Origin of the sequence: Streptomyces niveus (assembly GCF_001723055.1) — a bacterium.
Taxonomy (GTDB): domain Bacteria; phylum Actinomycetota; class Actinomycetes; order Streptomycetales; family Streptomycetaceae; genus Streptomyces; species Streptomyces niveus.
On sequence record NZ_MDCR01000065.1, the window covers coordinates 1 to 26,334 of the forward strand.

Genomic DNA, 26,334 nt, shown 5'->3' on the forward strand with positions numbered 1-26,334 from the left:
GTACTCCGAGACGGCCACGCCCTTCACCGTGTAAGGCGTGATGCAAGGCGTGGCCCCGGACCCCGTCCGGCCGTCAGAACGGGTGGACGCCCACCGGCGCGGCCGGCGGCGGGCCGTAGCCCTCCGCGATGCGCAGGTGGTAGGTCTCCCTGTCGATGACCTCCAGGCCGACGATCTCCCACGGCGGGAGCTTGGCGCTCGACCGGTGCTCGCCCCAGAGCCGCAGCGCGACGGCCGCCGCGTCGTGCAGGTCCCGGGCCTCTTCCCAGTAGCGGATCTCGGCGTGATCGTTCGCGTACCTGCTGGTCAGCAGGAACGGATGGTCGTGGGCGAGCTGTTCGAGGCCCCGTCTGACCTCGGTGAGCGGCGCCTCGGAACCCGACACGCTGAGCGTGATGTGCCACAGCTTCGACACCGCGCGGTCCCCGCCGCGCGACTGTGTCCTGCGGGACGTGCCCTGATCCGGCACGTCCTCGAAGTCGTCGAAGTCCGGCCCGGCTTCGACGCTGGTCAGCGTCCGCTCTTCCCCCGCGGCCCTCCGGGCGTGCAAGGTGCCTCCTCCTGACCCGAGGGACCCCGCCCCCGGGCGCGTTCGTCTCACCGGCGGCCTCCTGTTGGTGCGTCGTCGTACTGCTACCCCGCCTCGTACCCCTGAGACAAAGTTGACCAGTCCGGGAGGGGGCATGGGGTGCTTTCGGTAAAGGTCCCTTCCAAAAAACCGGACTTTCAGCCGTTTCAGGGGAAGGTCAAGGATGCAGGATGACCAGATCGTCCCTGTGTACGACCTCCCTCTCGTACGCGGGCCCGAGATCCCGCGCCAGATCCCGGGTGGACCGGCCGAGGAGCTGGGGGATCTCCTTGGCGTCGAAGTTGACCAGACCACGGGCCACGGCCCGGCCTTCGGTGTCGCGCAGTTCGACCGGGTCACCGGCACTGAACTCGCCTTCCACAGCGGCGATTCCGGCCGGCAGCAGCGAGGTGCGGCGCTCCACGACGGCCCGTACGGCGCCGTCGTCGAGGGTCAGGGCGCCCTGCGGGGTGGACGCGTGGGCGAGCCAGAGGAGCCGGTCGGCCGAGCGGCGCCCGGTTCGGCCGAAGTACGTACCCGTGTCGCGCCCGGACAGCGCGTCGCCCGCGCGGCCGGCCGACGTCAGTACGACGGGGATGCCGGCGGCGGCGGCGATCCGGGCGGCCTCGACCTTGGTGACCATGCCGCCGGTACCGAGCCCGGCCTTCCCCGCGCTGCCCATGGAGACGCCGACGAGGTCGTCGGGGCCGTCGACGCGGGCGATGCGTGAGCTGCCCGGTTTGGCGGGGTCACCGTCGTACAGGCCGTCGACGTCCGAGAGCAGGACGAGCAGGTCGGCGCGGACGAGATGGGCCACGAGCGCGGCGAGCCGGTCGTTGTCGCCGAAGCGGATCTCCTCGGTGGCGACGGTGTCGTTCTCGTTGACGACGGGGACGGTGCCCATGGTCAGCAACTGGTCGAGCGTGCGGTAGGCGTTGCGGTAGTGGGAGCGGCGGCTGGTGTCGTCGGTGGTGAGCAGGACCTGCCCGACGCGGAGCCCGTACCGCGAGAAGGACGAGGCGTAGCGGGCGACGAGCAGCCCCTGCCCGACGCTGGCCGCCGCCTGCTGGCGGGCGAGGTCGCGGGGCCGGCGGGCGAGTCCGAGCGGCGCGAGACCGGCGGCGATGGCGCCGCTGGAGACGAGCACGATCTCCTTCTCCCCGCCGCCGCGGGCCTTGGCGAGTACGTCGACGAGCGCGTCGACCCGGTCGGCGTCGAGCCCCCCGGCGGCGGTGGTGAGCGAGGACGAGCCCACCTTGACGACGATCCTGCGGGCTTCCGTTACGTACTGCCTTGCCACTGTCACGGCCCGAATGTATGCCAGCGGGCCGTGCCTGCGCGCGTACGTTTCACGCGCTGGACAGGGCGGGAGCGGGCGTTCGGGCGGTGTGGGGCCCCGATCGCCGGGCGAGTGCGCGCGTACGCCCAGGGCCGTCGCGCGGGGCCGCCGGCGACCCGCGCGACGGCCGGACGTGGCGGCGGCCCGGACCGCCCCGGCATGAGGCGGTCCGGGCCGTACGGCCCGGCGTTCGGGGCTCAGCGTGCGACCGGCGCCTCGGCGCCGTTCGGCTCCGACGAGGTCGGACGCGGCTCCGCCTCGGGGTCCGGGGCCGGCTCGCGTTCCGGGTCCGTGCCCGGCTGTTCCTGGGCGCTCAGACGCTGTGCGACCCCCGCGTTGCGGGCCACTGCCTTGGCGCCCAGCGCCGTCACCGCCGCGTTGAACTGCTCGATCGACGTCGGCTCGTCCGGGCCGAGCAGATACGTCTTCAGCTCGCGCCGCGCCGACGCCAGCCGGTCCGTCGCCGGGTCGGCGACCGCCCGCAGCAACTCGTCCAGTTCGGCGGCGCTGTTGGACAGCACGACGGCGGCCCGTACGGCGGTGTTCTGCCGCTTGAACTCCTCGACGCCCAGCTGCGCCGAGTCCGTCACCGCGTACGGCTTGCCGCTCGCGATGAAGTCCGACACCACGCTGGAGATGTCCGAAACCATTCCGTCGGACTGGTTGAAGCAGTCGTACAGCTTGGGCTCCGCGCCCGTCACGACCTTGTGCTCCCACCAGCCGAAGGTGCGCCAGTACGCGTCGTTCCACTCGGCCCGCAGCGCCTTCGCGCGATCCAGGCGCTCCGGGTCGGCGAGCGAGACGCGCGACTCCTCCGACTCGTCGCCGCCGGAGCGGCCGGGGGACGTGAGCGCGGCCAGCCGCTCCTCGATCCGGGTCAACTCGGCGCGCGCGGCGCTCTGTCCGGCCGCCGCCTCGGCGCTCTCCTTCGCCCAGCGGGGCTCCGCGGCGCGTGCCACGTTCGCCGCGGTCACCATCGCCGTGATCCGGTCGTGGACGGCCTTGGCCTTCTTGTCGCGGATCCCGGTGAAGGGGTGCGGCTTGTAGATGACCCGGACCGGCTTCTCGGCCTTCAGCAGCCGCTTGACGATGTTCTCGCCGGCCAGCAGGAGCGAGGTGTTGCCGGGGTTGTCGTCCCAGCCCTCCCAGGTGGGCGCGTACAGGATCGTCGGTACGGGGTGCCCCGGCGCGCCCGAGCCGGTCTTGATCGGCGCGAGCTGCGGGCGGCCCACCTCGACGATGTCGTCGTCGCGTACGCCGACGTCGGCCAGCGCGTAGCGGTCGCGGCCGGCCCGGCCGGCCGTCCACACCTCGTCGTACACCTTCGAGAACGGGTTGACGCTGGCGATCTTGTCGCTGTCGCCGTGGCCGATGAAGACGTGCTTCATGGTCGGTACGCGCAGCAGGTGGATGTTCTTGCCGACGTTCGCCGCGTAGAGCGCGACCTGGACCGACGACAGGTCGAGGTTCATCAGGTGGGTGCCGCCGGGGACGCAGAGCACCGGCAGCCACGTCGGGGCGAGTTGGGTCATGATGGCGCGCTCGCGCAGGATGACCAGCGGCCGGCCCTCGGACTGCTCCAGGGTCTCCAGCCACATGTTGACCTGGTACGCGGACTCCTTGGAGCCGGAGAAGTACAGGACCACCGAAGGCTGGTACTCGCGCAGCCAGTTGTCGACGGCGCCGAGGACGGCGGGCGGCGTCGGTACGCGGCGGCTGCGGCGCAGGTAGGGCACGAGCAGCAGGATGTAGATCACGCCGAGTACGAGGGTGAGGCCGAGTCCCGCGTAGCCGTACCAGTCGGTGCCGGTCTGGGCGGCGGCCAGCAGACCGGCCATCGCGAACACGTCGAGGTGGAGCATCTTCTCGGCGGAGCGGTTGACCAGGTAGTTCGGCGGGGCGTCCGGGATGCGCAGCGCGTGCAGGTCCACGTTGCGGGCGACGACCGGCATGCCGCGGCGCAGCCGGATCAGCGTCGCGAGCGCGCCCTGCGGCGCCTGGATGCCGTAGAAGAGCAGGAAACCGGCGACCGCCGCGTAGAACAGGGGCTGTTCGGCCAGATCCATCCGGGCCAGCAGCAGCACGAGCAGCAACTGGCGTACCAGGAAGCGGATCGACAGACCGGCCCTGACCTTGTTGAGCCGGTTGATCAGATAGCTGCCGCGCTGATGCAGGAATCGGTCGGCGCCGTAGGTCACGGCGCAGGCCGCCGCGAAGAACCAGAGGTTCGGGATCAGCGCTGCGAGCATGACGCAGGGGTATCCCAGCCCCAGCAGGGCTGCGGCGGCCAGCTCGGCTCGGCTGCCCACGCGGGCCAGGCGGATGGCGGTCGAAATCACGAAGAACCTGCTCCAGGAGAGGGTGCCGGTTAATTCACGGTTGGCGGGAATTGTGAAGCCGTGGCTTCACGCACACGGGCCTCTGCAATTCACCGAATAGGTGAACGCAAAGGCCCGTGAATGCAAACTTGTCGAGAATTATTACACATCTTCCTGACGGTCAAGAACCGAGGCGAGTGCCTGCTCGAATCCGGAGCCCGCGGCAGAGGCTTCCCGCGTCGGATCCTGCTGCCTCACGTCGATCACATGACCGGTCAGTTCGGAGAGAAGAACGTCGAGCGAGGTACGGGCCACGGCCTCGGAGGAGAGCAGCGAGCCGGCGGGCTCGACGCCGAAGGCCTTGGTACGCATCGGGGTCGCGGTGCGTTCCGGGTTGACGCAATTCACCCGGATGCCTTCCCCGGCCCATTCGTCGGAGAGGGCCTGGGTGAGATTCACCATGGCCGCCTTGGTCGACGAATAGAGGCTGTATTCGGCGCGACCGCGCGTGTAGCTGCTGGAGGTGTAGAGGAGCAGCTGACCCTTGGTCTCGGCCAGATACTTGTACGAGGCGCGGGCGATCTGGACGGGCGCCAGGTAATTGACGTTCAGTGCTTCCTGAATCGTCGTGTTGTCCGTCTCGGCGAGTTTGCCGATACGCAGGACGCCCGCCGTGTTGATCACGTAGTCGATGCGGCCTGTCGCCGAGTACGCCTTCGACAGCGCGTCGTCCACGTGCTCGGGGTTCTCGACGTGGGTGCCGGTGGTGGAGCGTCCCAGCGCGTACACCTTCGCGCCGTACTGCTCGGCGAGCGCGGCGATGTCGGCGCCGATGCCGTACGAACCGCCGAACACCACCAGCGTCTTGCCGGACAGCAGTTCACGGTAGGCCGCCTCGTCCGCCTGCACGGGGGCGGCGGTGGAGGCGAGTTGGAAGAGCTTGTCGGCGATGAAGACGTCGACGGGCTGCGTCACCTTCATGTTGTACTCGTCGCCCGCCACGACGTAGATCGGCACGTCGGGCAGGTAGCGCAGGACCACCGAACAGTCGTCGGTGGCCTGGAAGTTGGGGTCGCCCGCCGCGATCTCGTACGCCTTGCGGATCGTGGACAGCTTGAACGCCTGGGGCGTCTGGCCGCGCCGCAGCCGGGAGCGGTCCGGGACCTCGGTGATGAACTCGCCGTCACCGCCGTGGGTGCGGGTCACGATGATGGTGTCGGCGGAGGGGATGGCGACGTCGACGGCCTCGTAGCGGTCGAGCGCGTCGACACAGTCCTTGATGACGCGCTGTGACAGAAGCGGACGGACGGCGTCATGGAACAGGACGTTGCGGTCCTCACCGTCGGCCAGTCCCTCGCCCAGTGCAGAAATGGCGCGCTCGGTGGTCTCGTTGCGGGTCTGGCCGCCCTCGATGACCTTGGTCACCTTGGTGAGCCCGGCCTTGGCGACGATCCGCTCGACGTCGGGCACGAAACCCGGTGCCATCAGCACGATCACGTCGTCGATCGAGTCGGACTGCTCGAAGATCGACAGCGTGTGCTCGATGACAGCCTTGCCCGCGATCTTCAGCAGCTGCTTGGGGATCGACAGGCCCACGCGCTGGCCGGTACCACCGGCGAGCACGACTGCCGTGGTACGGGGATGGGCTGCATGCGGCACAGACACAGAACGACCTACCTTGCGACGAGTGGGGGACGCTGTGATGGTCGCACTCTCCGTGACCGTCTCGCAAGGCGGACGCCCGCTGCCCCACACCTACAGGAAACCATCTGTTCACCCTCTGGCCAGCCACATTGGGTCGGCATCCGGCCAAGTGCGGCGTGACCGACTCCACATCGGCACACCGCCCAGGCATATACCTCCACCGGACCTCTACTTCGCGTCCGCTATTTCCCGGCCGCGACATAAGCGCCGCGTAAGGGAAATCCCCTGCTTGTCGGGGGTGTCCGCGCCCACAGAGGCGTTGCGAAGCTATTTCAGCGGTGCGTCCGCCACGTTGACGATCAGGTCGTTGGTGCCCATGTACATGATCCGTACCCGCACCCACTGGGCCGGCCGGCTCCTGAGTTTACGGGCCACTCTGCGCAACGGTCCCCAGGGCCTGGTCTTACGCACCTCCGTGACCGGGTACTCGTAGATCGGCCGCTTCTCGACGACGTCGTCGAGCACCCGTGCGACCTTCACCGGCGCGGCGTCCGGGGCGTACTTGAGCAGCAGGTCCCACGACTCCGACCTGGCGATCTGGCGCCCGGCGGGTCCCGCGGCGGGGAAGGTGAAGCGGAATCCGCGCTCCCCCAGCCGGCTGCCCGCGTACGTCAACTCCTCGGCGGGCTTGCCCCGTCGGCGGACCACCAGCGAGGGCTCCTGGGCCATCGCGGCGGCACCGAACAGCTCGCCCGCGACGGTGATGCGCTTGCCTTCGACGCGGATGTCACCGGCCTCCGCGTGGACGGGCCGGAGCCAGGAGCGGAGCGAGAGGTACTTGTGGGGCCGGGACGCGTACGGCACCAGATTGTGGACGGGCTCGCCGTGGCGCGCGCGTTCGCAAGCGCTCATCGCGCCGCGCTGGTCGATGGAGCGGGCGGCGATCCGTACCCGCCGTCCGGATTCCGGGAGTTCGGCGAAGCACTCCCAGATGCCCTCGGCGAACGCCTCGCGCGCCGAAATCGTGACCGTGCCGTTGCCGGAGAGCGGGAAAACGTGCTCCTCCGTACGGACGTCGGCGCGTACGCACACCAGTTTCAGCCCCTCGTGGACGACCGCCGCGGCCTGCGGGGCGACGAGCGAGAAGGTCAGCGCGCCGTCGGAGTCCACCACACAGTCGGCGACGGGTGCGAAATCACCCACGGCCGCGCGCTGGGCGGCGACCGTCCGCAGCTCGCCGAAGAGTTCCTCGTACCTCTTGGCGACCTGGCCGGGGTCGAAGCGTGAGGCGTTGCGCACGGCCGCCTCGCTCATCCGCCGGCGGCGCGGCTCGTCGTCGATGAGCCCGATCAGCGCGTCGGCGACCGCGTCGGGGTCCGAGACCGGCACCAGCAGGCCGTCCACGCCGTCCTTGAGGATCTCCCGGGGGCCGTAGTCGCAGTCGCTGCTGACGACGGGCAGGCCGCAGCGCATGGCCTCCACGAGGGTCATGCCGAAGGACTCGTGGCGCGAGGTGGACGCGGCGATGGCGCCCTTCGCCCACTCCGGCTCGATCGGCGAGACCGAGCCCATCAGCCGCACGCTGTTGTAGAGGCCGAGCCGGTCGATCTGCCGGCGCAGGTTCTCCTTCTCCGGGCCGCCGCCGTAGATCCGCAGGTCCCATTCCGGGCGCGCGGCGACGACCTTGGCGAAGGCGTCGACGAGCACGCTGTACTGCTTCTCGGCGGACAGCCGGCCGGCGGCGACGATCGTCGTGCCCGAGCCGGTGGACGGCTGGATCGACGGCTCGGGGACGCTGTTGGAGATGGCGAGCACCCGGGTCGCGGGCAGCGGCATGTGCGCGCGGTAGACGGCGGCGTCGCCCTCGGAGACGGTGACGTAGGCGTCGAGCGCGTCGATGTGCTGGTACATCTCGTTGCGCAGCGCGGGCTTGTGGTGGTTGTACGTCATGTGCTCCTGGCCGATGAGCACGGCGCTCGGCGGGGCGAACTGGGCGACGTACGCGGCGAGTCCGGGTCTGGTCCCGATGACGACGTCGGCGTCCGAGTCCGCGTAGTGGTCCCTGACGCGCTCGTCGGTCAGCTTGCTGTACTCGCGGTAGCGGGCCTCGTGCCGGGGGAAGTACTCGGCGGGCTGGAGATGGAGCGGGTGCTCCTTCTCGTACGCCGGGGACTCCTTCCAGGTGTGCATGAGGGGTACGAGCGTGATGCGCGGGTCGATGTCGAAGGCCGCGAGGGGCCGGTGTTTGAAGACGGAGACGATCTCCACCTCGTGCTGATCGGCGAACTCCTCCGCGAGGTTCAAGGTGGTGCGGATGGTGCCGCCGATGCCATAGATGGTGTGGATCAGGAAGGAGATCTTCATCAACGCTCCGTTCGGGGTGCGGGATCCTGGGCGGTCATTCCCAAGTCCTCTTGCGTTCCGGACGGGTTCACGCGGCCGTTGCTGGCCGCCCCCCACATGACGAGACAGGCGAGGGCGGCCGACGGTTGTGCGAGCACTTGAAGAGAAACCGCATGACCCATTATTCCGCCCATATCGCTCAATGCCCGTCGTTGTCTTTCGGCCATGCGGCGCGTCGTGCGAGGCGCGCACGACGAAGGCCGTGGTCCGCTCCCTCTGGAGCGGACCACGGCCTGGTCGACCGACGTCACTACGTCATGTATTCGATTGGTCACCGCTCGAATTCGACGGCTACGACCCCGAACTTGAACCGAACGGAAGTCGGACCCGGCCCGGTCGGGGCCCTGCACAGCCCCGACCGCACCGCGGGCGAATCGCTAGAACGGCTTGAATTCGTCGTACTCCTTGTCCGCGTCGTCCCGCTCCGCGTCCCGGTCCTTGCGCCGGATCGCGGCCGGGCGCGGCGTCTCCAGTCGGTGGTCCTCGCCGCGCCGGCCGAGCATCTCGGCGCCGGCCAGCACCGTCGGCTCCCAGTCGAAGACGACCGCGTCGTCCTCGGGGCCGATCGCGACGCCGTCACCGGCGCGGGCGCCGGCCTTCATGAGTTCGCCCTCGACACCGAGCCTGCTGAGCCGGTCCGCGAGATAGCCGACCGCCTCGTCGTTGTTGAAGTCGGTCTGCCTGACCCAGCGTTCGGGCTTCTCGCCGCGTACGCGGTACAGACCGTCCTCCTCCAGCGTGACGGTGAAGCCGGAGTCGTCGACCGCCTTCGGCCGGATGACGACCCGGGTGGCCTCCTCCACGGGCTTCGCCGCGCGCTGGGCGGCGATGATCTCGGCGAGCGCGAAGGACAGCTCCTTGAGGCCGGTACGGGCCACGGCGGACACCTCGTACACCTTCAGGCCGCGCGCCTCGAGCTCGGGCCGGATCATCTCGGCGAGGTCCAGGCCGTCCGGGATGTCGATCTTGTTGAGGACCGCGATCCGCGGGCGGTCGTCGAGACCCCCGTACTGCTTCAGCTCCTCCTCGATCATGTCGAGGTCGGAGATGGGGTCACGGTCGGACTCCAGCGTGGCGGTGTCCAGGATGTGTACGAGGACCGAGCAGCGCTCCACATGGCGCAGGAACTCCAGGCCCAGGCCACGGCCCTGGCTGGCGCCCGGGATCAGGCCGGGGACGTCCGCGATGGTGTAGACGGTCGAACCCGCGGTGACGACGCCGAGGTTGGGGACGAGCGTGGTGAACGGGTAGTCGGCGATCTTCGGCTTGGCGGCGGAGAGCACGGAGATCAGCGACGACTTGCCGGCGCTCGGGTAGCCGACGAGCGCGACGTCGGCGACGGTCTTGAGCTCCAGGACGATGTCGCCGGAGCGGCCGGGCTCGCCGAGGAGCGCGAAGCCGGGGGCCTTGCGGCGGGCGGAGGCGAGAGCGGCGTTGCCGAGCCCGCCGCGACCGCCGTCGGCGGCGACGTAGGTGGTGCCCTGGCCGACGAGGTCGGCGAGGACGTTGCCCTTCTTGTCGAGGATGACGGTGCCGTCGGGGACGGGCAGGACGAGGTCCTGGCCGTCCTTGCCGGAACGGTTGCCGCCCTCGCCGGGCTTGCCGTTGGTGGCCTTGCGGTGCGGCGAGTGGTGGTATTCGAGCAGCGTCGTCACCGACTGGTCGACGACCAGGACGACGTCTCCGCCACGGCCGCCGGTGCCGCCGTCGGGGCCGCCCAGCGGCTTGAACTTCTCACGGTGGACGGAGGCGCAGCCGTGGCCTCCGTTACCCGCGGCGACATGCAGCTCGACGCGGTCCACGAAGGTGGTCATGGTGGTGCCTCCAGTACATACGGAAAGTCTTGCTTCAGAGGGTTGAACAAGCGAAGGGCGGACCCGCTTCCCGTACGGGAAGTGAGGTCCGCCCTCGCGTGAAACCGATCGGAGATCGCTCTACGGGTACCGAATTTACTCGGCGACCGGAACGATGTTCACGACGTTACGGCCACGGCTCTTGCCGAACTCGACCGCCCCGGGGGCGAGCGCGAACAGCGTGTCGTCGCCACCACGGCCCACACCCGAACCGGGGTGGAAGTGGGTGCCACGCTGGCGGACGAGGATCTCACCGGCGAGCACGACCTGACCGCCGAAGCGCTTCACGCCGAGTCGCTGAGCGTTCGAGTCGCGCCCGTTACGGGTGGACGATGCGCCCTTCTTGTGTGCCATGTCTCCTCAGTCCCTTACTTCTTCGCCGCGGCGGGAATAGCGGTGACCTTGATCGCCGTGTACTGCTGGCGGTGGCCCTGGCGACGGCGGTAGCCGGTCTTGTTCTTGTAGCGAAGGATGTCGATCTTCGCGCCCTTGTGGTGGTCCACGACCTCGGCGACGACCTTGATGCCGTCCAGGACCCACGGGTCGCTGGTCACGGCGTCGCCGTCGACCACGAGCAGGGTCGAGAGCTCGACCGTGTCGCCAACCTTGGCAGTGGGAATCTTGTCAACCTCAACGATGTCGTCAACAGCAACCTTGTGCTGACGACCACCGCTGCGCACGATGGCGTACACGCGGATCTCACTCTCGCTCGGAACGGAAACCCCTGAAGCCAGCCGCCGCATCCGGACGGGACGAACGGCCTCCGCCGACGGCGTCGAGGACAGCCACCGGCAGGTGAGGTGCTCAGGAGTTGGCGCGCACAAAAACACGCCGAGGGTCAACAGTACGGGGCGGCTGTACGGGGGGTCAAACCAGGTCGGCGCCCGCCGCGAGCAGGGCCGAGGGCGCCTCTCGGCCGGCCATGACCTTCAGCCCACCACGACGTTCGGCGGGGGGCCGTCTTTGCGCACCGGGTTGGAGCAGTCGAAGAGAACTCGATTCGATTTCTTGTCGAAATAGAATCGCCCCTCATAAAGGGCACCCGTGGCCTCTTCGTTGAACGCTTGGCTTTCCACCCACTCGGCGCCCTCGGGAAGCAATTCCGAGATCTCGGCGGGGATCTCATCGGGAGCCGTGACGAAAAACTCCCCACGGCGCTCCCGCAGGAGATTCCTGACAACTTGGGCGTCGGCCCCGGCCAGAACACCTACGAGCCGCTCGTCCGTGGGCCCCGGCACTCTTCCATCCACCTCGGGGGGTGCGATGAGACACCACGAGGTGGATGCGATCTCCCCAAAGCTCGTCAGCGTGCGGGCGATGGGATCCGCCGCACGCTCAACTATGCAGACGAATTCCCCTCGTTCGGCGGCGTCCGGCCCTTCCGCTCCGCAAGAAGGCAGAACGACAGCCATGAACAGAGCACCACCCAGTGCCCGTACGGGCAACATACGCAAGCCCCGCCTTCCTCCTCATCGAACATTCCTCGCGTCAGCGGAGCTGCGATACCACCACTGCCAGAGCTCCGGTGACCACCGCCACAAGCAGCGAAATTATTCGAACCGCGACATGCCCGGCCGTCGCCCAGCGAGGCGCTGGGTATTCAGTTGCACTTTTGCCCGCACGTTCAGTCTTTATGGAAGTCCACACTCTTGTCAGCCATGTCGGGGTCACTGAGATGAAGGACAAGATCACCCGAGCCCTTGTACGCGTAGAATCCGCTCTCCGTAGCACCTTCGGCGCCGCAGGATCCGGCCGGAAACGTCAGCGAGACCCACGGACTCCCCCCACCATGGGGAGATCTCACACGCCACGTTCCGGTGAGAGTCGCTTCCCCGACCCCCTCAGTGAAGACTTCCTCACAAGTCACACCGGAGAGTTCCACCGTTCCGTCCTGCGAGAACACGGCAAGACCACCACCGACCCCACGCCATGTCCCGGTGACCGCCCCCTGATCCAGCTTTCTCGAATCATCGTCGCCTTCAGATTCCACGCAACCCGAAAGAGCGAAAAGGAGAGCGCCGAGACCAGTAAGGCAGATCCGGCGACGCATCCTAACGGAGAGCAATCGACTCACTCCATGAAACTCTGATGTCCGTGGGGCGCTGCCCGTTCGGAAATACTCCGAGTATCGAATCAAAGATCAACCGCAATTGACTGTTCGATTTTCCGCTCTTGTATCCTTCCCCGGTAGGGCTCCTCATTCCCGATTCGCGAGTCATTGTATTTTTGACAGTGAATTGCACCTTGCCGCTCTTCCCATCCTTTGCGACAGAGGTCAACTTCGCCGTTAGCGAGTAGGACCCGAGGACGGCAGCGGACTGGTTGAAGCTGCGTCCGCCGTCCCCTTCGCGAGTGAGCTTCCCCCCGGTCGCCATGCCATAGAAATCCTCCACCATCTGGGCGTACTTCCCAATTGCGCCCAGATCGGAAAGCTTGCGATCGTATCTGGTGGATTCGCCGACCTTCATCCCCTTCATATCTTCGCCCAACAACCCTCTCACATGGTCGAGCCATCGCTGCCGTTTCACCTCCTCGGTAAACTCATCACCCTCACTGAATGCCCACGTGTCAGGCGCGTTTCCCATCATCCAAGACGCGAGGACGTTATAGGAATCAATCGTTCCCGCGTAGGTCTGCACTCCCTGCCGGTACGAACTCTTGTGGAGTTGGCAGAGAGCGTTACAGCTGAGCCCTCCGGAACCTCCGGTTCCACCGCTCCCACCTGCGGAGCTACCACCGCTGCACCCACCACACCCACTTGAACTCCCGTGTGAGCCATTTCCATTGGAGTCACTCGGGATCCACGTCTCCCACTCGGGCTCCTCCGGAGTTCCCACATTGCACGGGCCGGATCCACCGCAGGCCCCTTCGGGCCGAAGCCCGGTGGGGTCGCTCAACGACACCGGGTTGTTGTTGGCGTACGTGTAGCCGTGCGTCTGTTGGGGGTCCGACAGGTCGAGGATCGGGTCCACGCTGATGAAGCGGCCGATCGACGGGTCGTACTCGCGGGCGCCCAGGTGCGTCAGGTCCGTCGACTTGTCGATCGTGCCGCCCACGAAGCCCTTGTCGCCCGCCCAGTTCGTGGGCTGCGTGCCGCGTGGGGCGCCGAAGATCGTTGATTTGCGGCGGGTGATCGACTGGGTCGCGTCCGCCGTGATCTGGGTGGTCGCCGTGCCGTGGTGGTCGCTGAGCAGGAACGTCAGCTTGCCCGCCGTGCGCATCGCGATCGTCTCGTCGCCCGCCGTGTAGTAGCGCGTGCCCGTGACCTTGCCGGTCTTGTCCAGGTGGAGTTCGTTGCCGCCGGGGAGGTAGAGCGTGGTGCCCGTGCTGTCGCGGCGGATCAGGCGGGAGCCCGCCGTGTCGTAGACGTACGACGTGGTGTCCGTGACCTTGGTGACCGAGCCCAGGTGGCCCTCGTCGTCCCACACGAACGTCTGCTTGTCCGCGTTGCCGATCTTGCGGGTCTCCGTGTTGCCCGCCGCGTCGTACGTGTACGTCTCCGTGCGCGGCGCCGTGCCCGTCTGGGTCACCGACGGGAGGTTGTGCTTGCCCGTCGGGGGCGCGGCGTAGGTGCGGAGGGTGTCGGTGGTCGGGCCCGAGGCGGTCTTGTGCTGGGTCTCCGTCTTGCGGTTGCCCACCGCGTCGTACACGTACGTGCTCCAGTACGCGTCCGGGCCGCCGACCACCGAGGCGGACGGGGCCGACGCGCACGTCGTGCCCGTGTTCGTCCATGCCTCGGTGATGCGGCGCAGCGCGTCCAGGGCGAAGCACTGCGTGTCCGTCGTGCGCGTCGCGTCCTGGCCGTACGCCGTCGCGATCTGCTTGATGTTGCCCGCCGGGTCGTACTTGTACGCCGTGTCCTCGACGCGCTGCGGCGCCACCTCGCGGTCGATGTAGCTGCGCTTCAGCTCGCTCGTGTGGTCGTCGTACTCGCTCGCGACCGACACAGACTGGGCGAACGCGCCCATCTTCTGGATGGTCGGACGTCCGTAGTGGTCGTACGTACTGTCCGAGACCAGCATGTCCGCCCCCGCGCCCACCGTGTCCAACTGGCCGTGGACCGGCGTATAGGTGTTGGCGACCCGCTCCGCCGGCAGTCCGCCCATCGCGGGCTGCTCGGTGCGCGCGACCTGCCCGCTGATGGGGTTGTAGCCGGTGATCCACTTGTACGTGCCAGCGAGCGCGCCCTCGTTCGCCGGGATCGTCGTCTGCGTGAGGATCGGCTGGTAGAAGGCGTCGTACGAGGTGATCGCGGTCTCGTACGCGTTGACGCCGACGTGGCGCGTGGTCTTCGCGGCCTGGCCCTTGCCCCGGCTCGCGGTGTCGTACGTCCACGTCGCCAGCGTGGTCGTGCCCTTCTTGAGCGCGGTCTGCCGGCCGAGGTCGTCGTAGTCGGTGTGCAGCGTGATGCCGCGCGCGTCGCGGGTGTCCGTCGCGCGGTCGCCCTTGTCGTACGTCGTGGTCGAACTGCCCTTGTCCGGATCGCTGTTGGTGGTCTGGCGGCCCCGGATGTCGTAGCCGTACGTCCACTTGGCGCCGGACGGGTCCGTGACCTCCGCGAGGCGGCCCTTCTTGTCGTGGCTGTAGGCGGTGGTCTGCGAGGTGGTGCGCCCGGCGTCCGTGTACTGCTTCAGCTCCGTCGTACGGCCCAGCGCGTCGACGACCGTCGTGGTCGCGGTGGCGCCCTCCGGCGGCACGACCGTGGTGGTGTCGCCCGTGTACGACGTCGTGGTGCGCTTGGTCTCGTCCGTGAACTTCTTGGAGATGACGGCGGTCGGGCGTCCCGCGCCGTCGAACAGCGTCTCCGTGTGCGCCGGGTACTTCGTCTCCTGGCCGGTGACCAGGACGGGCTCCGCGGGACCGTCCGCGTAGTACGTCCCCGACGAGCGGTCCGCGAGACCGCGCGTGTCGTGGAAGCTCTCGGTGATCAGCCGACCCGAGCGGTCCGGCGACTCCGCCTGCGTCTGTCTCGGGCGCAGCAGTCCGTCGTAGAAGGCGTAGCTGGTCGCGTACTTGGCGTCGTGGGTGAGGTTGGTGGTGGTGACGACGTTGACGTTGTCGCGGCGGATCAGGTACGCGAACGAGTAGCTCGGAGAGTCGGGGTTGGTGGCAGCCGGGCGGTTGGGCAGCCAGGTCTTGGTGACGCGCCCGAGCGGGTCGTAGACGCTGGTGGTGACGCGGTCGTTGGCGTCGGTGACCGTCAGGGCCTGGGCGCGCAGCGGGTCCAGTGTGGTGGTGACGGTGTGGCCGAGCGCGTTCGTGACGGCGACGCCGGTGGGCACCTCACCGGTGGCGGGCGTGTGGACGGTGCTGGTGATCTTGCCGTACGCGTCGGCCTCCGCCAGCTGGCGGCCGTAACTGTCGAAGCACAGCTCGTCCTTCGCCGTCCCGCAGACGCTGGGGGTCGAGGACACGGTGTCGTATCCGTCGCCCTTGCCGTTGATCCGCTCCGTCCTGGTGAGATTGCCCTTCGTGGGGGCGGCGCCCAGCGCGAGGGAGTCGTAGTACGTGCGGACGTCGTCGATCACGTCGTCCGGGCGGCTGACGGCCGCTCCGCAGGCGGCGGCCACGGTCTCCGAGCGCGACACCTTGTCCAGCACCCTGGTGGTGGTGTTGCGCGCGTACGTCGTGGTGGTGCACTGCTCGTCGCCGCTCTTGGCCGTGTCACCGAGCGTCGAGACGCTGGTGACCATGCCGTACGCGTCGAAGTCGCGGGTGGTGCGTGTGGTGCGGGTGCCGCCCGCGACGGTGGTCCGGGTCTCCTCCGCCTCCGTCCCGGAGAGGTACGCCTCCAGGTCCGGCAGCCCGGTGCGGGCACGGGTGGCGGTCTTCGCCGAGCGCCACGGGGTGTAGGACACCGCGCTGACGAGCGCACCGCCGTCGCCGTTGTAGGTGGCGCTCTCGCGCTGCACCCCCGCGAACTGCTCCCGGTCGGTGACAGCGGTGCCCGCGGAGTTCTTCACCTCGGCGCCGTCGATGCCGCGGAAGTAGCGCGTCTCGCTCAGGAGCCGGGTGTCGGCGCCGGCGCCCTTGCGGGTCTGCACCCGCTCGTAACCGCGCGAGAGGGAGTACGTGCGGTCGGCGGCCTTGGTGAACTCGTCGGTGCTCTTAACCCATTCGGCGCCGCCGAGGTAGTCGTACTCGGTGACGGTGTCCGGTGTCGATGCCAGGTTGTCGCCCTCGGAGACCCGCTGCACGACGTAGGAGTTGAACCAGTCCTGCTTGGCGGTGTCGCCTTCGAAGGCCCACTTGACCGGGTAGCAGCGGGTGCTGTTGGAGTCGTCGGTCGGCGGCAGGCTGGTGGCGGTGCAGTCGGGGTCCCGGTAGTCGACGGCGATCGTGCCGCCGGACTCGGTGGTGATCTGGTAGATCCGCAGCCGGATGAACGGGGCGAGGCCGTCGCCGAGCTTGTCGACGCGGTTGGGCTTCTGCTGGCCGGCGAACGTCACCGGGGGCAGCGCGCTGCTGCCGCCCGCCTTGCCGGTACGGGTCAGGGACTCCAGCCACATCGGGGTGGAGATGCCGTCACCGGCGGCGGGGAAACCCTGCTTGAGCGACCAGGAGTCGACGTCCTTGTACGCACCGCCCGTCAGCACCTTGGTGGTGATGGAGGTCAGGCGCTTCTTGGACCAGAAGGTGGGCGAGTACTGGTCCTTGCACTCGGCGTCGTCCTTGCAGTGCTGGTCGAACGGCACGTCGGGCCAGTTCTTGGCGTGCGCCGCGTCGAACGTTCCGCAGTCGGCGAGACACCGCTCCTCCACACCGAAGTGGACCTGGCCCGCGGCCTTCGCCGAGAAGAGGCTGCCGGCGCGCAGTCCGTAGTCGATGCGGTCGAGGTAGCCGGCGCGCAGATAGCTGGTGGCGGTTGACTTGCCGGTGGTCTCGGAGACGTTGCGGCCGTAGTTGTTCTGCTCGGTCTTCCAGTGGTACGTCATCGCGTTGCCGCGTACGTCGACGACGTAGTCGAGCTGCCAGCGGTACGCCTGCTGGCACCAGGCGGACGCGAAGGAGGCGTCGTAGCAGGGCTCGCCGCTCTGGTTGCCGAACACGGGTGTGGTGAGTACGGAGTTGGTGAGCGGGTCGTCGGCGGCGGCGCCGTTGTCGCTCCAGCCGGGCAGCTTGTTCAGACCGAAGAAGTACTGGGTGCCGTCGGTGGTGGTGATCTTCCAGTGCTCGCCGGAGCCGCCCTCGCCCTTGGCGCCGGCGGTGCCCTTGTCGGCGTTGTCGGCGCCGGTGAGCTTCTCGACCTTCTCGCCCGCGTCCTGCGCCGGGTGCCAGCCCTTCTCGCTGTCGTGGACGAGTTCGGTGGACTTGCCGCCGAGGTTGAGGACGGCGTTGTCGTTGTACCAGCAGAGGTCGCCGACCTTGGTGGTGTTGGTGCCGTCGGTCTTGTCGTCGTTGCACGCCTTGTAGCGGCGCTCGATGTAGCCGGGCTCGTACGACCAGCCGTCGCCGATCCACGAGGGCTGGTTGTTCGACGCCGCCGTACGGCCGTCCACCGTCTGGGAGTTGTAGCCGAGGCCGACGGACGGCTGGAGGCCGCCGGGGACGGCGGGTACGCCGATGGGGTACGACCAGTTGAAGGAGCCGGTCGATCCGCCGGCGCTCCAGGTGCCGGACGGCTGGAGCGAGGTGGCCTTGTAGTCGCCGGAGGGGCCCGCGGCTTCGGCGGCGGCGGCGAGAACGGTGGCGCCGGCGCGGGCGACGTCGACGGTGGCCGTGAGGCGGCCGGACGCGGTGTCGTTGTCCGTGGCGAGCGGCTTGCCCGTGCGGCAGGCGGCTCTCTGAGGGGTCGTCAGCGCGCAGGCGGGCAGCTCGGTCAGCCGCAGCCGGGAGGCCCAGTCACCGCCGTACGCGCCGCGGAAGGACGAGTAGTCGACGGCGACGCGCGCCTTGCCGGTCCCGGCTTCGGCACCGTCGGCGCCGTCGGCGCGGGCGACACTGAGCAGCAGGCCGTCGACGCCCGCGGCGTCGGTGGCGGCCCGGCCCGCGACGGCGACCTTCACCTTGGCGAGCTTGGCCGGCTTGGCCGGCTTGCCCGCGGCAGGGGCGACCGATACGGGAAGCGAACCCGCCGCGCGTGCGGCGCCCTTGGCGGACGCCGACGCGGACGCGGCCCCCGACGCCGACGCCCCGCTCAGGTCGACGGTCGCCGACCCGGCCTCGGGCCACTCGACCTTCGGCGACTTCCAGGGGTTCGACGCGGCGGCGTCGGCGCGCTTGGCGCCGCCGATTCCGGCCTTCGTCACGGGGACAGCGGGCGGCTGCTTCGCGGCGGAGAGCGCCGCGCCGGAATTCGGCTCCGCCACCACCGCCGGGGCCGCGGACAGCATTCCGGCCATCACCGAGGTGGCCAGTACGACCACCCATCCCCGCATGCCGAAACGGCTCACGCCCCACCCCTTGCGTATTGTCAGTAAAGCCCGACGGACAGTAACAGTGCGGGTAAAGGTGGTGTCAACAGCTTCTTCACAAGTCGCCTGCGGCGTAAAGCTGTTGTTTTCCTGACATTAACCACTCACTGTTGCCTGCATCACTCTCCGCAGCCCAATCAGGCCGAGGCGGAACGGAGTCACACATCCCCTCTGTCCAATTTGCAGGAAAATCGCGGCACTTGATCATCTTGCAGATGTAAAGGCCGCGTGACGAACGAGGATTACGCCGCGTCGCTATAGAGTCACCGCGCGGAAACGCCAGAACAGAGGGGAAGGTGTCGTGCGTACGACAAGATCCAGCTCAAGAAAGAGATATTGGCCGAAACACGTTCTATCCATACTGCTCGCCGGAGCCGTCGTGGCCCCGGCCGTGACAGCGGTGCCCGCGGCGGCCGCCCCGCCGTCCGCAGCGGCGGCCGCGGCCGCCGACCCCGTCGCCGACGGCTCGACGAGCGAAGAGGACTACGCGCTCCAACAGGCCCAAGCCACCGGCCAGCCCTACGAGTTGATCTCGGCGCGCACCGAGTCGTCCGACACCTGGGCGCAGCCCGACGGCTCGTTCTCGGTGAAGCGCTACGGCACGCCGATACGGATGCTGAGGAACGGCGCCTGGATCGCGACCGATCCGACGCTCGCCCCGGCCTCCGATGGCCGGATCGCACCAAAGGCGTCCACCGTGGCGGTGACGTTCTCGGGCGGTGGATCCGGCGCGCTGCTCACCGGCGTCAAGGACGGCCGCACCCTGTCGCTGACCTGGCCGAAGCCGCTGCCCACGCCCACCCTGGACGGCAATGTCGCCACGTACTCCGAGGTACTGCCCGGCGTCGACCTCCAGCTCAAGGCCGAGGTCGAGGGCTTCTCACAGCTGTTGGTCGTCAAGACGGCAACGGCCGCGACCAACCCCGAACTCGCCTCGCTGAAGTACAAGTTGGACACGGTCGGGCTGAGCGTGTCGACCGACACGGAGACCGGCAGCGTCACCGCGGTCAACCCGGCCGGTGAGACGGTCTTCACCAGCCCGTCACCGCTGATGTGGGACTCCACGTCGATCAGCTCGGACGACCCCCAGGCGGCGGGCCGTACGGCCAAGGCACAGGCCGCGGCCGAAGAGGAGACTCCCGGCGATCTCTTCGAGCCGGCTCCCGGCGCGAAGGACGCGCAGATGCCCACGACCGTCAGCGGCGACACCCTGGAGATCAAGCCCGACCAGGCGCTGCTGACCGGCGCGAACACCGCGTACCCCGTCTACATCGACCCGTCGTGGGCCTGGGGCAAGCGGCAGAACTGGACCCGGGTCTACAAGAAGTATCCGAACACCTCCTTCTGGAACACCAAGGAAGTGGTGCGGGTCGGGTACGAGGCGGAGACCAACGGTCTCTCCCGCTCCTTCTTCCAGCTCGACACCAGCAACATCAAGGGCGCCCAGGTCAAGTCGTCGACCTTCCGGATCAGGAACACCTGGTCGTGGTCGTGCCAGGACCGGCCCGTCGACCTGTACCACGTCGGGCCCATCTCCTCCAAGACCACCTGGAACAAGCAGCCCGCGCAGTACGACAAGCTCTACACCGTCGACGACTCCAAGGGCTGGAGCAAGGACTGCGCGGCCGGGAACCTGGAGTTCGACGCCACGGACAAGGTCCGTGAGGCCGCCTCCAAGAAGTGGTCCAGCGTCAACTTCGGTCTGTACGCCTCGAACGAGAGCGATACGTTCGGCTGGAAGAAGTTCGACGCGAAGACCGCGGTGCTGGAGACGAAGTACAACAACCCGCCCAGGACACCGACGGGGCTGGGCACCAACCCCAAGACCTCCTGCGCGAACGGCGGTCTGATCGGCAACACCCGGGTCAGTCTGTACGCGAAGTACGACGACAAGGACGCCGGCAATCTCACCGCCGAGTTCCAGGTCTTCAAGTCCGGTTCGAGCACCGCGGTGGTGAACAAGTCGATCCCGGCGGCGAAGAACAAGATCTCCACGCTGGTCGTGCCCGACGTCGACCTGCCGACCGGCAGCTACACCTGGAAGACCCGCACCAAGGACCAGGACGGCGCGTACTCCGGCTGGTCGGCCACCTGCAAGTTCACCCTGGACCGTACGCGGCCGAGCAAGCCCCCGGTGATCAGCTCGGTGGGCAATCAGTTCCCGCCCGGTGAGAACGGCTGGCCGGCCGTCACCGGCAAGGCGCGCGAGGCGGGCAAGTTCACCTTCGCGGCCAACGGGGTCACCGACGTGGCCCAGTACAGCTGGTACACGGACTACAACCCCGAGGTGCGCGACGCGAAGCCCGGCGTCCCCGTCACGGTCAAGCCGCCCGGCTACGGACCGCACTTCCTCTACGCGTTCAGCGTCGACAAGGCGGGCAACCGGTCCGACACCGCCACCTACGTCTACTACGCGACGCGCTCCGAGGAGCGCGACGGACCGGGCGACCTGAACGGCGACGCCAACCGCGACATCTGGAGCATCGACTCCAACGGCACGCTGCTGACGTACGCGGGCCAGGGCGACGGCAGCTTCTCCGCCGCCACCAACGGCGGCGGCAAGTCCTTCGCGGGCAGCCAGGTCGACTCGCGCGGCGACTGGGGCCAGGACGGCTACAACGACCTGGTCTCGCTGGAGTACGACGACGTCGACAAGAAGCAGAAGCTCTGGACGTACCCGAACGACGGCGCCGGTGTCATCGGCGAGGACTACAAGGAACTGAGCGTCGCCTGCCCCGTCAAGGACCCCGACCTCGGCTGCGACTACGGCGAGGAGTGGACCGGCGACGACCACTGGCACAACGCGGAGCAGGTCGTGGCCGCCGGTGACATCAACGGCGACACCCAGCCCGATCTGCTGGTCAAGCAGGGCAAGCAGCTGTGGGCGTACTACGGCAACCGCGCCACGTACTCCCTCGACGTCTCCCGCGAGCCGGTCCTGGTCGGCAACGGCGACTGGGACAAGTTCACGGTCATCGCCCCCGGCGACCTCAACGGCGACCAGATCGCCGACCTGTGGCTGCGTGAGAACGCCAACGGCACCATCTGGCGCTCGTACGGCAAGAAGGGCCCGGACGGCCTGCTCGACCCCACGACCTGGGGCAACAGCGCGGGCCGCGTGAAGATCGGCACCGGCTACACCACCGCGGCGTACCCCGCCGTGGGCTCCGTCGGCGATGTCACGGGCGACGGCAAGCCAGACCTGTGGGCCCGCAAGACGGACAACACGATGCTGGGCTGGCCGGGAAAGACCCCGGCGGCCGACAACGTCTCCTTCGGCGCCTCGTTCGTCATCGACGGCATCACGGGCGGCTCCCGCATCCCGGCGGGCACGACCCTGACCGGCGGCCAGTCCTTCACGTCCCGCTCGGCCAAGCTCACGATGGGCGACGACGGCAACCTCGTCATCACCTCCAACGCGGGCAAGACGCTGTGGGAGTCGAAGACGTCGGGCAATGTCGGCGCCAAGGCGATCATGCAGACCGGCGGCAACCTGGTGGTCTACAAGTCGGACGGCAGCACGGTCCTCTGGCAGTCCGGAACGACGGCCCCGGAGGGCTTCGCCCTGCTCCAGGACCGCGGCAACCTGGTGATCTACAACGTGAAGGGCCAGTCGCTGTGGAGCAGCGGCACGGCGATCAGGCACGACTACAACACGGACGGTCGCAGTGACATCGCGTCCTGGTACGACTACGCGGACGGTCATGACGCGATCCATGGCTTCCGGACGAACTCGGACGGCTCGTTCAATGCCCCGGTCACCGCGTGGACGAGAAGCGCCGGCGGCTGGGACTGGAGCCAGATGAAGACGATGACCGGCGACTTCAACGGTGACGGCACAGACGATGTGGCCGCCGCCTATCAGTACGACGACGGGATCAAGCTCTGGACCTGGATCGGCAAGGGCAACGGCACGTTCAACGAGCCGTTCAGCTCCTGGGGCGGCGCGTGGACCCTGGACCGGATGACGCTGCACACCGGGGACTTCAACGGCGACGGGCGCGACGACCTCGGGGTCTGGTACCGGTACACCGACAGCACGAAGCTGTGGACCTTCACCGCGGACTCGGCCGGCAAGTTCAATCATCCTTTCAGCTCGTGGTCCACGACGTCCTGGGCCCTCGGCCGAGCCAAATTCACCACCGGCGATTTCAACGGTGACGGCCGGGACGATCTCGGCGTGCTGTACGACTACGACGACCAGAGCGTCAAACTGTGGACGTTCCTGACCTCGCCCTCCGGCGGCTTCAACCATCCCGTAGAGGCGTGGGGCAGCACCGCCTACGGGGACTGGGCCCGCACGGAACTCTTCTCGGGCGATTTCAACGGCGACGGCCGCGACGATTTCGCGACCTGGTACGACTTCGCCGACGGTCATGACATCGTGCACGCCTTCGCCGGCACCGCCAATGGCACGGTGAAATCCCCCTCGGTCCTCTGGGAAGCGGCGGCGGGCCGTTTCTGGCTCACGGAGATGAAGCTCGTGGCCGGGGATTACGACGGCGACGGGCAGGACGACCTGGCGGCCATGTACCGGTACAACGACGATTCGACCGTCAAATTGTGGACGTGGATCACCGCACCCTCCGGCGCGTTCGCCGAACCGGCGGCGAGCTGGCAGTCGCCACCCGGCAATTGGTACACGCGGTCCGAGATATTCGGCAGATATCTCTGAGCCGTTAAGCCGTTGAATTGACCGGCTGAGACGACGCCTTTCCACGTCTGCCCCGGCGCCCCCGAGCGCCGGGGCAGACGTGCGTCGCCGGCTGATCGACAAGACACCCTCTAGGGTGTCGTGATGGTCTCATCGGTCTCCCAGCAGCGCCCCGAAGCCTCTCCCACCAGTGCCGGCTCGGGCGCCGTGGAGCGGGATCCGTTCTTCGACAACGCGAAGTACCTGGCCATCGTCCTGGTCGCCGTCGGGCACTCCTGGGAGCCGCTGCCGGACAGTGGGCGGGTGGTCGAGGCCCTTTACACCTTCGTCTACGCGTTCCACATGCCGGTCTTCATCGTGATCGCGGGCTACTTCTCGCGCGGCTTCGACCTGAGCCCCAAGCGGGTGTGGCGGCTGTTCACCGGGGTCCTCGTGCCGTACGCGACCTTCGAGGTCGCGTACACGCTCTTCCACCGCGCGGTCGAGGATCCCGGATTCCCGCTGACGCCCACGGACCCGTACTGGATCCTCTGGTTCCTGCCCGCCCTGTTCCTGTGGCGGATCACCACGCCGTTCTGGCAGCTGGTCCGGTGGCCGGTCCCCCTCGCGCTCGCCGTCGCCGCGCTCGCGTCGATGTCGACGGGGGTCGGGGACGACCTCCAGCTGATGCGGGTCCTTCAGTTCCTGCCGTTCTTCGTCCTGGGGCTACGGCTGCGCCCCGAGCACTTCGCTTATCTGCGCCGTGCCTGGGTACGGGTCGCGGCGCTGCCCGTCCTGCTGGCCGCCCTGCTGGTGGCGTACTGGTCGGTCCCGCGCGTGAGCACCTCGTGGCTCTTCAGGAGCTACAGCGCCCGGGAGCTGGAGGAGCCGGTCTGGACCGGCGCGGCGATGACCCTGCTGATGTTCGCCGCCGCGCTGGTCCTCGGGGCGTGTTTCCTGGCGTGGGTGCCGCGCCGCAGGCTGTGGATGACCGCGCTGGGCGCCGGGACGCTCTACGGGTATCTGCTGCACGGCTTCCTCATTCGCGGCGCACGGTATCTCGGTGGCTACGAGGACCCCTTCTTCGAGACCCAGGCGGGCCGGATCGCGGTGACCCTGGCCGCCGCGCTGCTGGTGACGGCGCTGTGCACGCCTCCGGTACGCCGGGCTTTGCGGTACGTGGTGGAGCCCCGGATGGGGTGGGCGCTGCGGGCGGGCGGCGGAACCGGGCCCGGGTCCCCGACGTATGCTCAACCGTCGGAAAAGAACTCGTAAGAGAACTCGGAGAGGCAGCCGCGTGAACTACAGGGTCCAGCCCACCGCCCAGGTCGACGAGACCGCGGTGGTCGGTGACGGCAGCAGCGTCTGGGAGCTCGCGCAGATCCGGGAGAACGCGCGTCTCGGGGAGAACTGCGTCGTCGGGCGGGGTGCCTATGTCGGGACCGGGGTCCGTATCGGGGACAACGTCAAGATCCAGAACTACGCGCTGGTGTACGAGCCCGCCGAGCTGGCCGACGGGGTCTTCATCGGGCCCGCCGTCGTCCTCACCAACGATCTCAATCCCCGCTCCGTGGACCCCGACGGCAAGCTGAAGCGCGGCTCCGACTGGGAGGCCGTCGGCGTGAAGATCGCGGAAGGCGCCTCGCTGGGCGCCCGGTCGGTCTGCGTGGCGCCCGTACGGATCGGCCGCTGGGCGATGGTCGCCGCCGGCGCCGTGGTCACCCAGGACGTACCGGACTTCGGGCTGGTCGTGGGCGTGCCGGCCCGCCGGATCGGCTGGGTCGGGCGCGCGGGTGTGAAGCTCGTCGCGCGGGACGGGGAGCCCGGCGTGTGGGAGTGCCCCAGGACCGGCGCGCTGCACGACGAGAAGGTGGGCGTCCTCACCGAGCGCGACGCGCCCGCCGCCCGCTGAACCGCACGAACCCGCACAGACCGTCACACACCAGACCGCCACCGTCCGTGGCCTTGCAGAAGAGTGTTCGATGAAAGTCATCAGCATCGTCGGTGCCCGTCCACAGCTGGTCAAACTCGCGCCCATCGCCGCGGCGTTCGCGCGGACCGAGCACCAGCACGTCATCGTCCACACCGGACAGCACTACGACGCCGACCTCTCGGACGTCTTCTTCTCCGGCCTCGGGATACCCGACCCCGACGTCCACCTGGGCGTCGGGTCCGGCAGCCACGGTGCCCAGACCGGGGCCGTGCTCTCCGCCCTCGACCCGGTCCTGGAAGCCGAACAGCCCGACTGGGTACTGGTCTACGGCGACACCAACTCCACGATCGCCGGCGCGCTCTCCGCGGTGAAGCAGCACCTGAAGGTCGCCCATCTGGAGGCGGGCCTGCGGTCGTTCAACCGCCGGATGCCCGAGGAGCACAACCGCGTCCTCACCGACCACTGCGCCGATCTGCTGCTGGCCCCCACCGCCGAGGCCATGCGCCATCTCGCCAACGAGGGCCTCGCCGAGCGCTCGCGGCTGGCCGGCGACGTGATGGTCGACATCTGCCTGCGGATCCGCGACGCCGTGCTCGCCGGTGAGCACCCGGCCCCGGCGCTGCCGGAGGGCATCGATCCCGGCGCGCCGTTCCTGCTCGCCACCCTGCACCGCCCGGACAACACCGACGACCCCGACAGGCTCGCCGCGATCATCAAGGCGCTGGGTGAACTGCCGTTGCCCGTCGCGCTGTTGGCGCATCCCCGGCTGGTCGCCAAGGCGCAGCTGCACGGCATCGAGCTGAACCAGGGTTCGGTACGCGTGGGCCGGCCGCTGCCGTACGCGGGTCTCGTCGCCGGCGTCCTCGCCTCGGCCGGTGTGGTCACCGACTCGGGCGGCCTCCAGAAGGAGGCGTACCTCCTGGACCGGGTCTGCACCACGATCCGCCCCGAGACGGAGTGGGTCGAGACCCTGGAGGACGGCTGGAACCACCTGGTCCCGGACCCGCACGAGCTGTCCCCGGAGAAGTGGGCGGAGCTGGCCGTACGGTCGGCCCCGACGGCCCCGCACGGCGCCCCGTACGGCGAGGGAACGGCCGCGCGCCGCGTCGTCGAGCTCATGGAACAGGCCACTGAGCCGACGGCCATTCCTGCCCAGGCCGCGCACGTCTGACGAGTCGTTGTACGAGTGAGGGCCCACCCGCGGCGCGGGTGGGCTTTCACTCGTACAG

Annotated in this window: 14 protein-coding genes; 4 read left to right on the forward strand and 10 right to left on the reverse strand. The window is 68.6% G+C overall.

Features of this window, described 5'->3' with window-relative positions:
• Nucleotides 1-73 precede the first annotated feature (73 nt).
• The 10 genes from BHU15_RS09135 to BHU15_RS09180 all read right to left on the reverse strand — a co-directional run bounded on the left by BHU15_RS09135 (nt 74) and on the right by BHU15_RS09180 (nt 18,518).
• Entirely contained in the window at nt 74-601 is a 528-nt protein-coding gene (locus BHU15_RS09135; protein ID WP_079128026.1) for a DUF8830 family protein, read from the reverse strand.
• A gap of 145 nt (nt 602-746) precedes the next feature.
• Entirely contained in the window at nt 747-1,874 is a 1,128-nt protein-coding gene (gene proB, locus BHU15_RS09140) for a glutamate 5-kinase (protein ID WP_078494355.1), read from the reverse strand.
• A 230-nt stretch (nt 1,875-2,104) separates the two neighbouring features.
• The gene (locus BHU15_RS09145) at nt 2,105-4,246 is read right to left on the reverse strand and encodes a CDP-glycerol glycerophosphotransferase family protein (protein WP_255293071.1); all 2,142 of its coding nucleotides are present in this window, start codon (nt 4,244-4,246) and stop codon (nt 2,105-2,107) included.
• A 141-nt stretch (nt 4,247-4,387) separates the two neighbouring features.
• Entirely contained in the window at nt 4,388-5,890 is a 1,503-nt protein-coding gene (locus tag BHU15_RS09150) for a bifunctional cytidylyltransferase/SDR family oxidoreductase (protein WP_069626731.1), read from the reverse strand.
• Between the two features lie 306 nt (nt 5,891-6,196).
• Nucleotides 6,197-8,233, reverse strand: coding sequence for a glycosyltransferase family 4 protein (locus BHU15_RS09155; protein WP_069626732.1), 2,037 nt, complete (start codon nt 8,231-8,233; stop codon nt 6,197-6,199).
• A 416-nt stretch (nt 8,234-8,649) separates the two neighbouring features.
• Nucleotides 8,650-10,086, reverse strand: coding sequence for a GTPase ObgE (obgE, locus tag BHU15_RS09160; protein ID WP_023541795.1), 1,437 nt, complete (start codon nt 10,084-10,086; stop codon nt 8,650-8,652).
• 135 nt (nt 10,087-10,221) lie between these two features.
• A complete protein-coding gene (gene rpmA / locus BHU15_RS09165; protein WP_023541794.1) occupies nt 10,222-10,479 on the reverse strand; it encodes a 50S ribosomal protein L27 in 258 nt (85 codons plus the stop codon).
• 14 nt (nt 10,480-10,493) lie between these two features.
• Nucleotides 10,494-10,817, reverse strand: a complete 324-nt coding sequence (gene rplU, locus BHU15_RS09170) for a 50S ribosomal protein L21 (protein WP_069626733.1) — start codon at nt 10,815-10,817, stop codon at nt 10,494-10,496.
• Between the two features lie 237 nt (nt 10,818-11,054).
• On the reverse strand, nt 11,055-11,537 hold the full coding sequence (locus BHU15_RS39695; protein ID WP_141726791.1) for a hypothetical protein: 483 nt from the start codon (nt 11,535-11,537) through the stop codon (nt 11,055-11,057).
• Between the two features lie 639 nt (nt 11,538-12,176).
• Nucleotides 12,177-18,518 (reverse strand): RHS repeat domain-containing protein, encoded by a 6,342-nt coding sequence (locus BHU15_RS09180; protein ID WP_303741184.1) that lies wholly within the window; start codon nt 18,516-18,518, stop codon nt 12,177-12,179.
• 400 nt (nt 18,519-18,918) lie between these two features.
• Between BHU15_RS09180 and BHU15_RS41195 the strand changes: the two genes are divergently transcribed.
• The 4 genes from BHU15_RS41195 to wecB all read left to right on the forward strand — a co-directional run bounded on the left by BHU15_RS41195 (nt 18,919) and on the right by wecB (nt 26,276).
• The gene (locus BHU15_RS41195; RefSeq protein WP_069626736.1) at nt 18,919-23,214 is read left to right on the forward strand and encodes an FG-GAP-like repeat-containing protein; all 4,296 of its coding nucleotides are present in this window, start codon (nt 18,919-18,921) and stop codon (nt 23,212-23,214) included.
• Nucleotides 23,215-23,337: 123 nt separating this feature from the next.
• Nucleotides 23,338-24,447 (forward strand): acyltransferase family protein, encoded by a 1,110-nt coding sequence (locus BHU15_RS09190; protein ID WP_069626737.1) that lies wholly within the window; start codon nt 23,338-23,340, stop codon nt 24,445-24,447.
• A gap of 22 nt (nt 24,448-24,469) precedes the next feature.
• Nucleotides 24,470-25,084 (forward strand): acyltransferase, encoded by a 615-nt coding sequence (locus BHU15_RS09195; RefSeq protein WP_069626738.1) that lies wholly within the window; start codon nt 24,470-24,472, stop codon nt 25,082-25,084.
• A gap of 70 nt (nt 25,085-25,154) precedes the next feature.
• The gene (gene wecB / locus BHU15_RS09200; protein ID WP_069626739.1) at nt 25,155-26,276 is read left to right on the forward strand and encodes a non-hydrolyzing UDP-N-acetylglucosamine 2-epimerase; all 1,122 of its coding nucleotides are present in this window, start codon (nt 25,155-25,157) and stop codon (nt 26,274-26,276) included.
• The last annotated feature ends 58 nt before the right edge of the window (nt 26,277-26,334 follow it).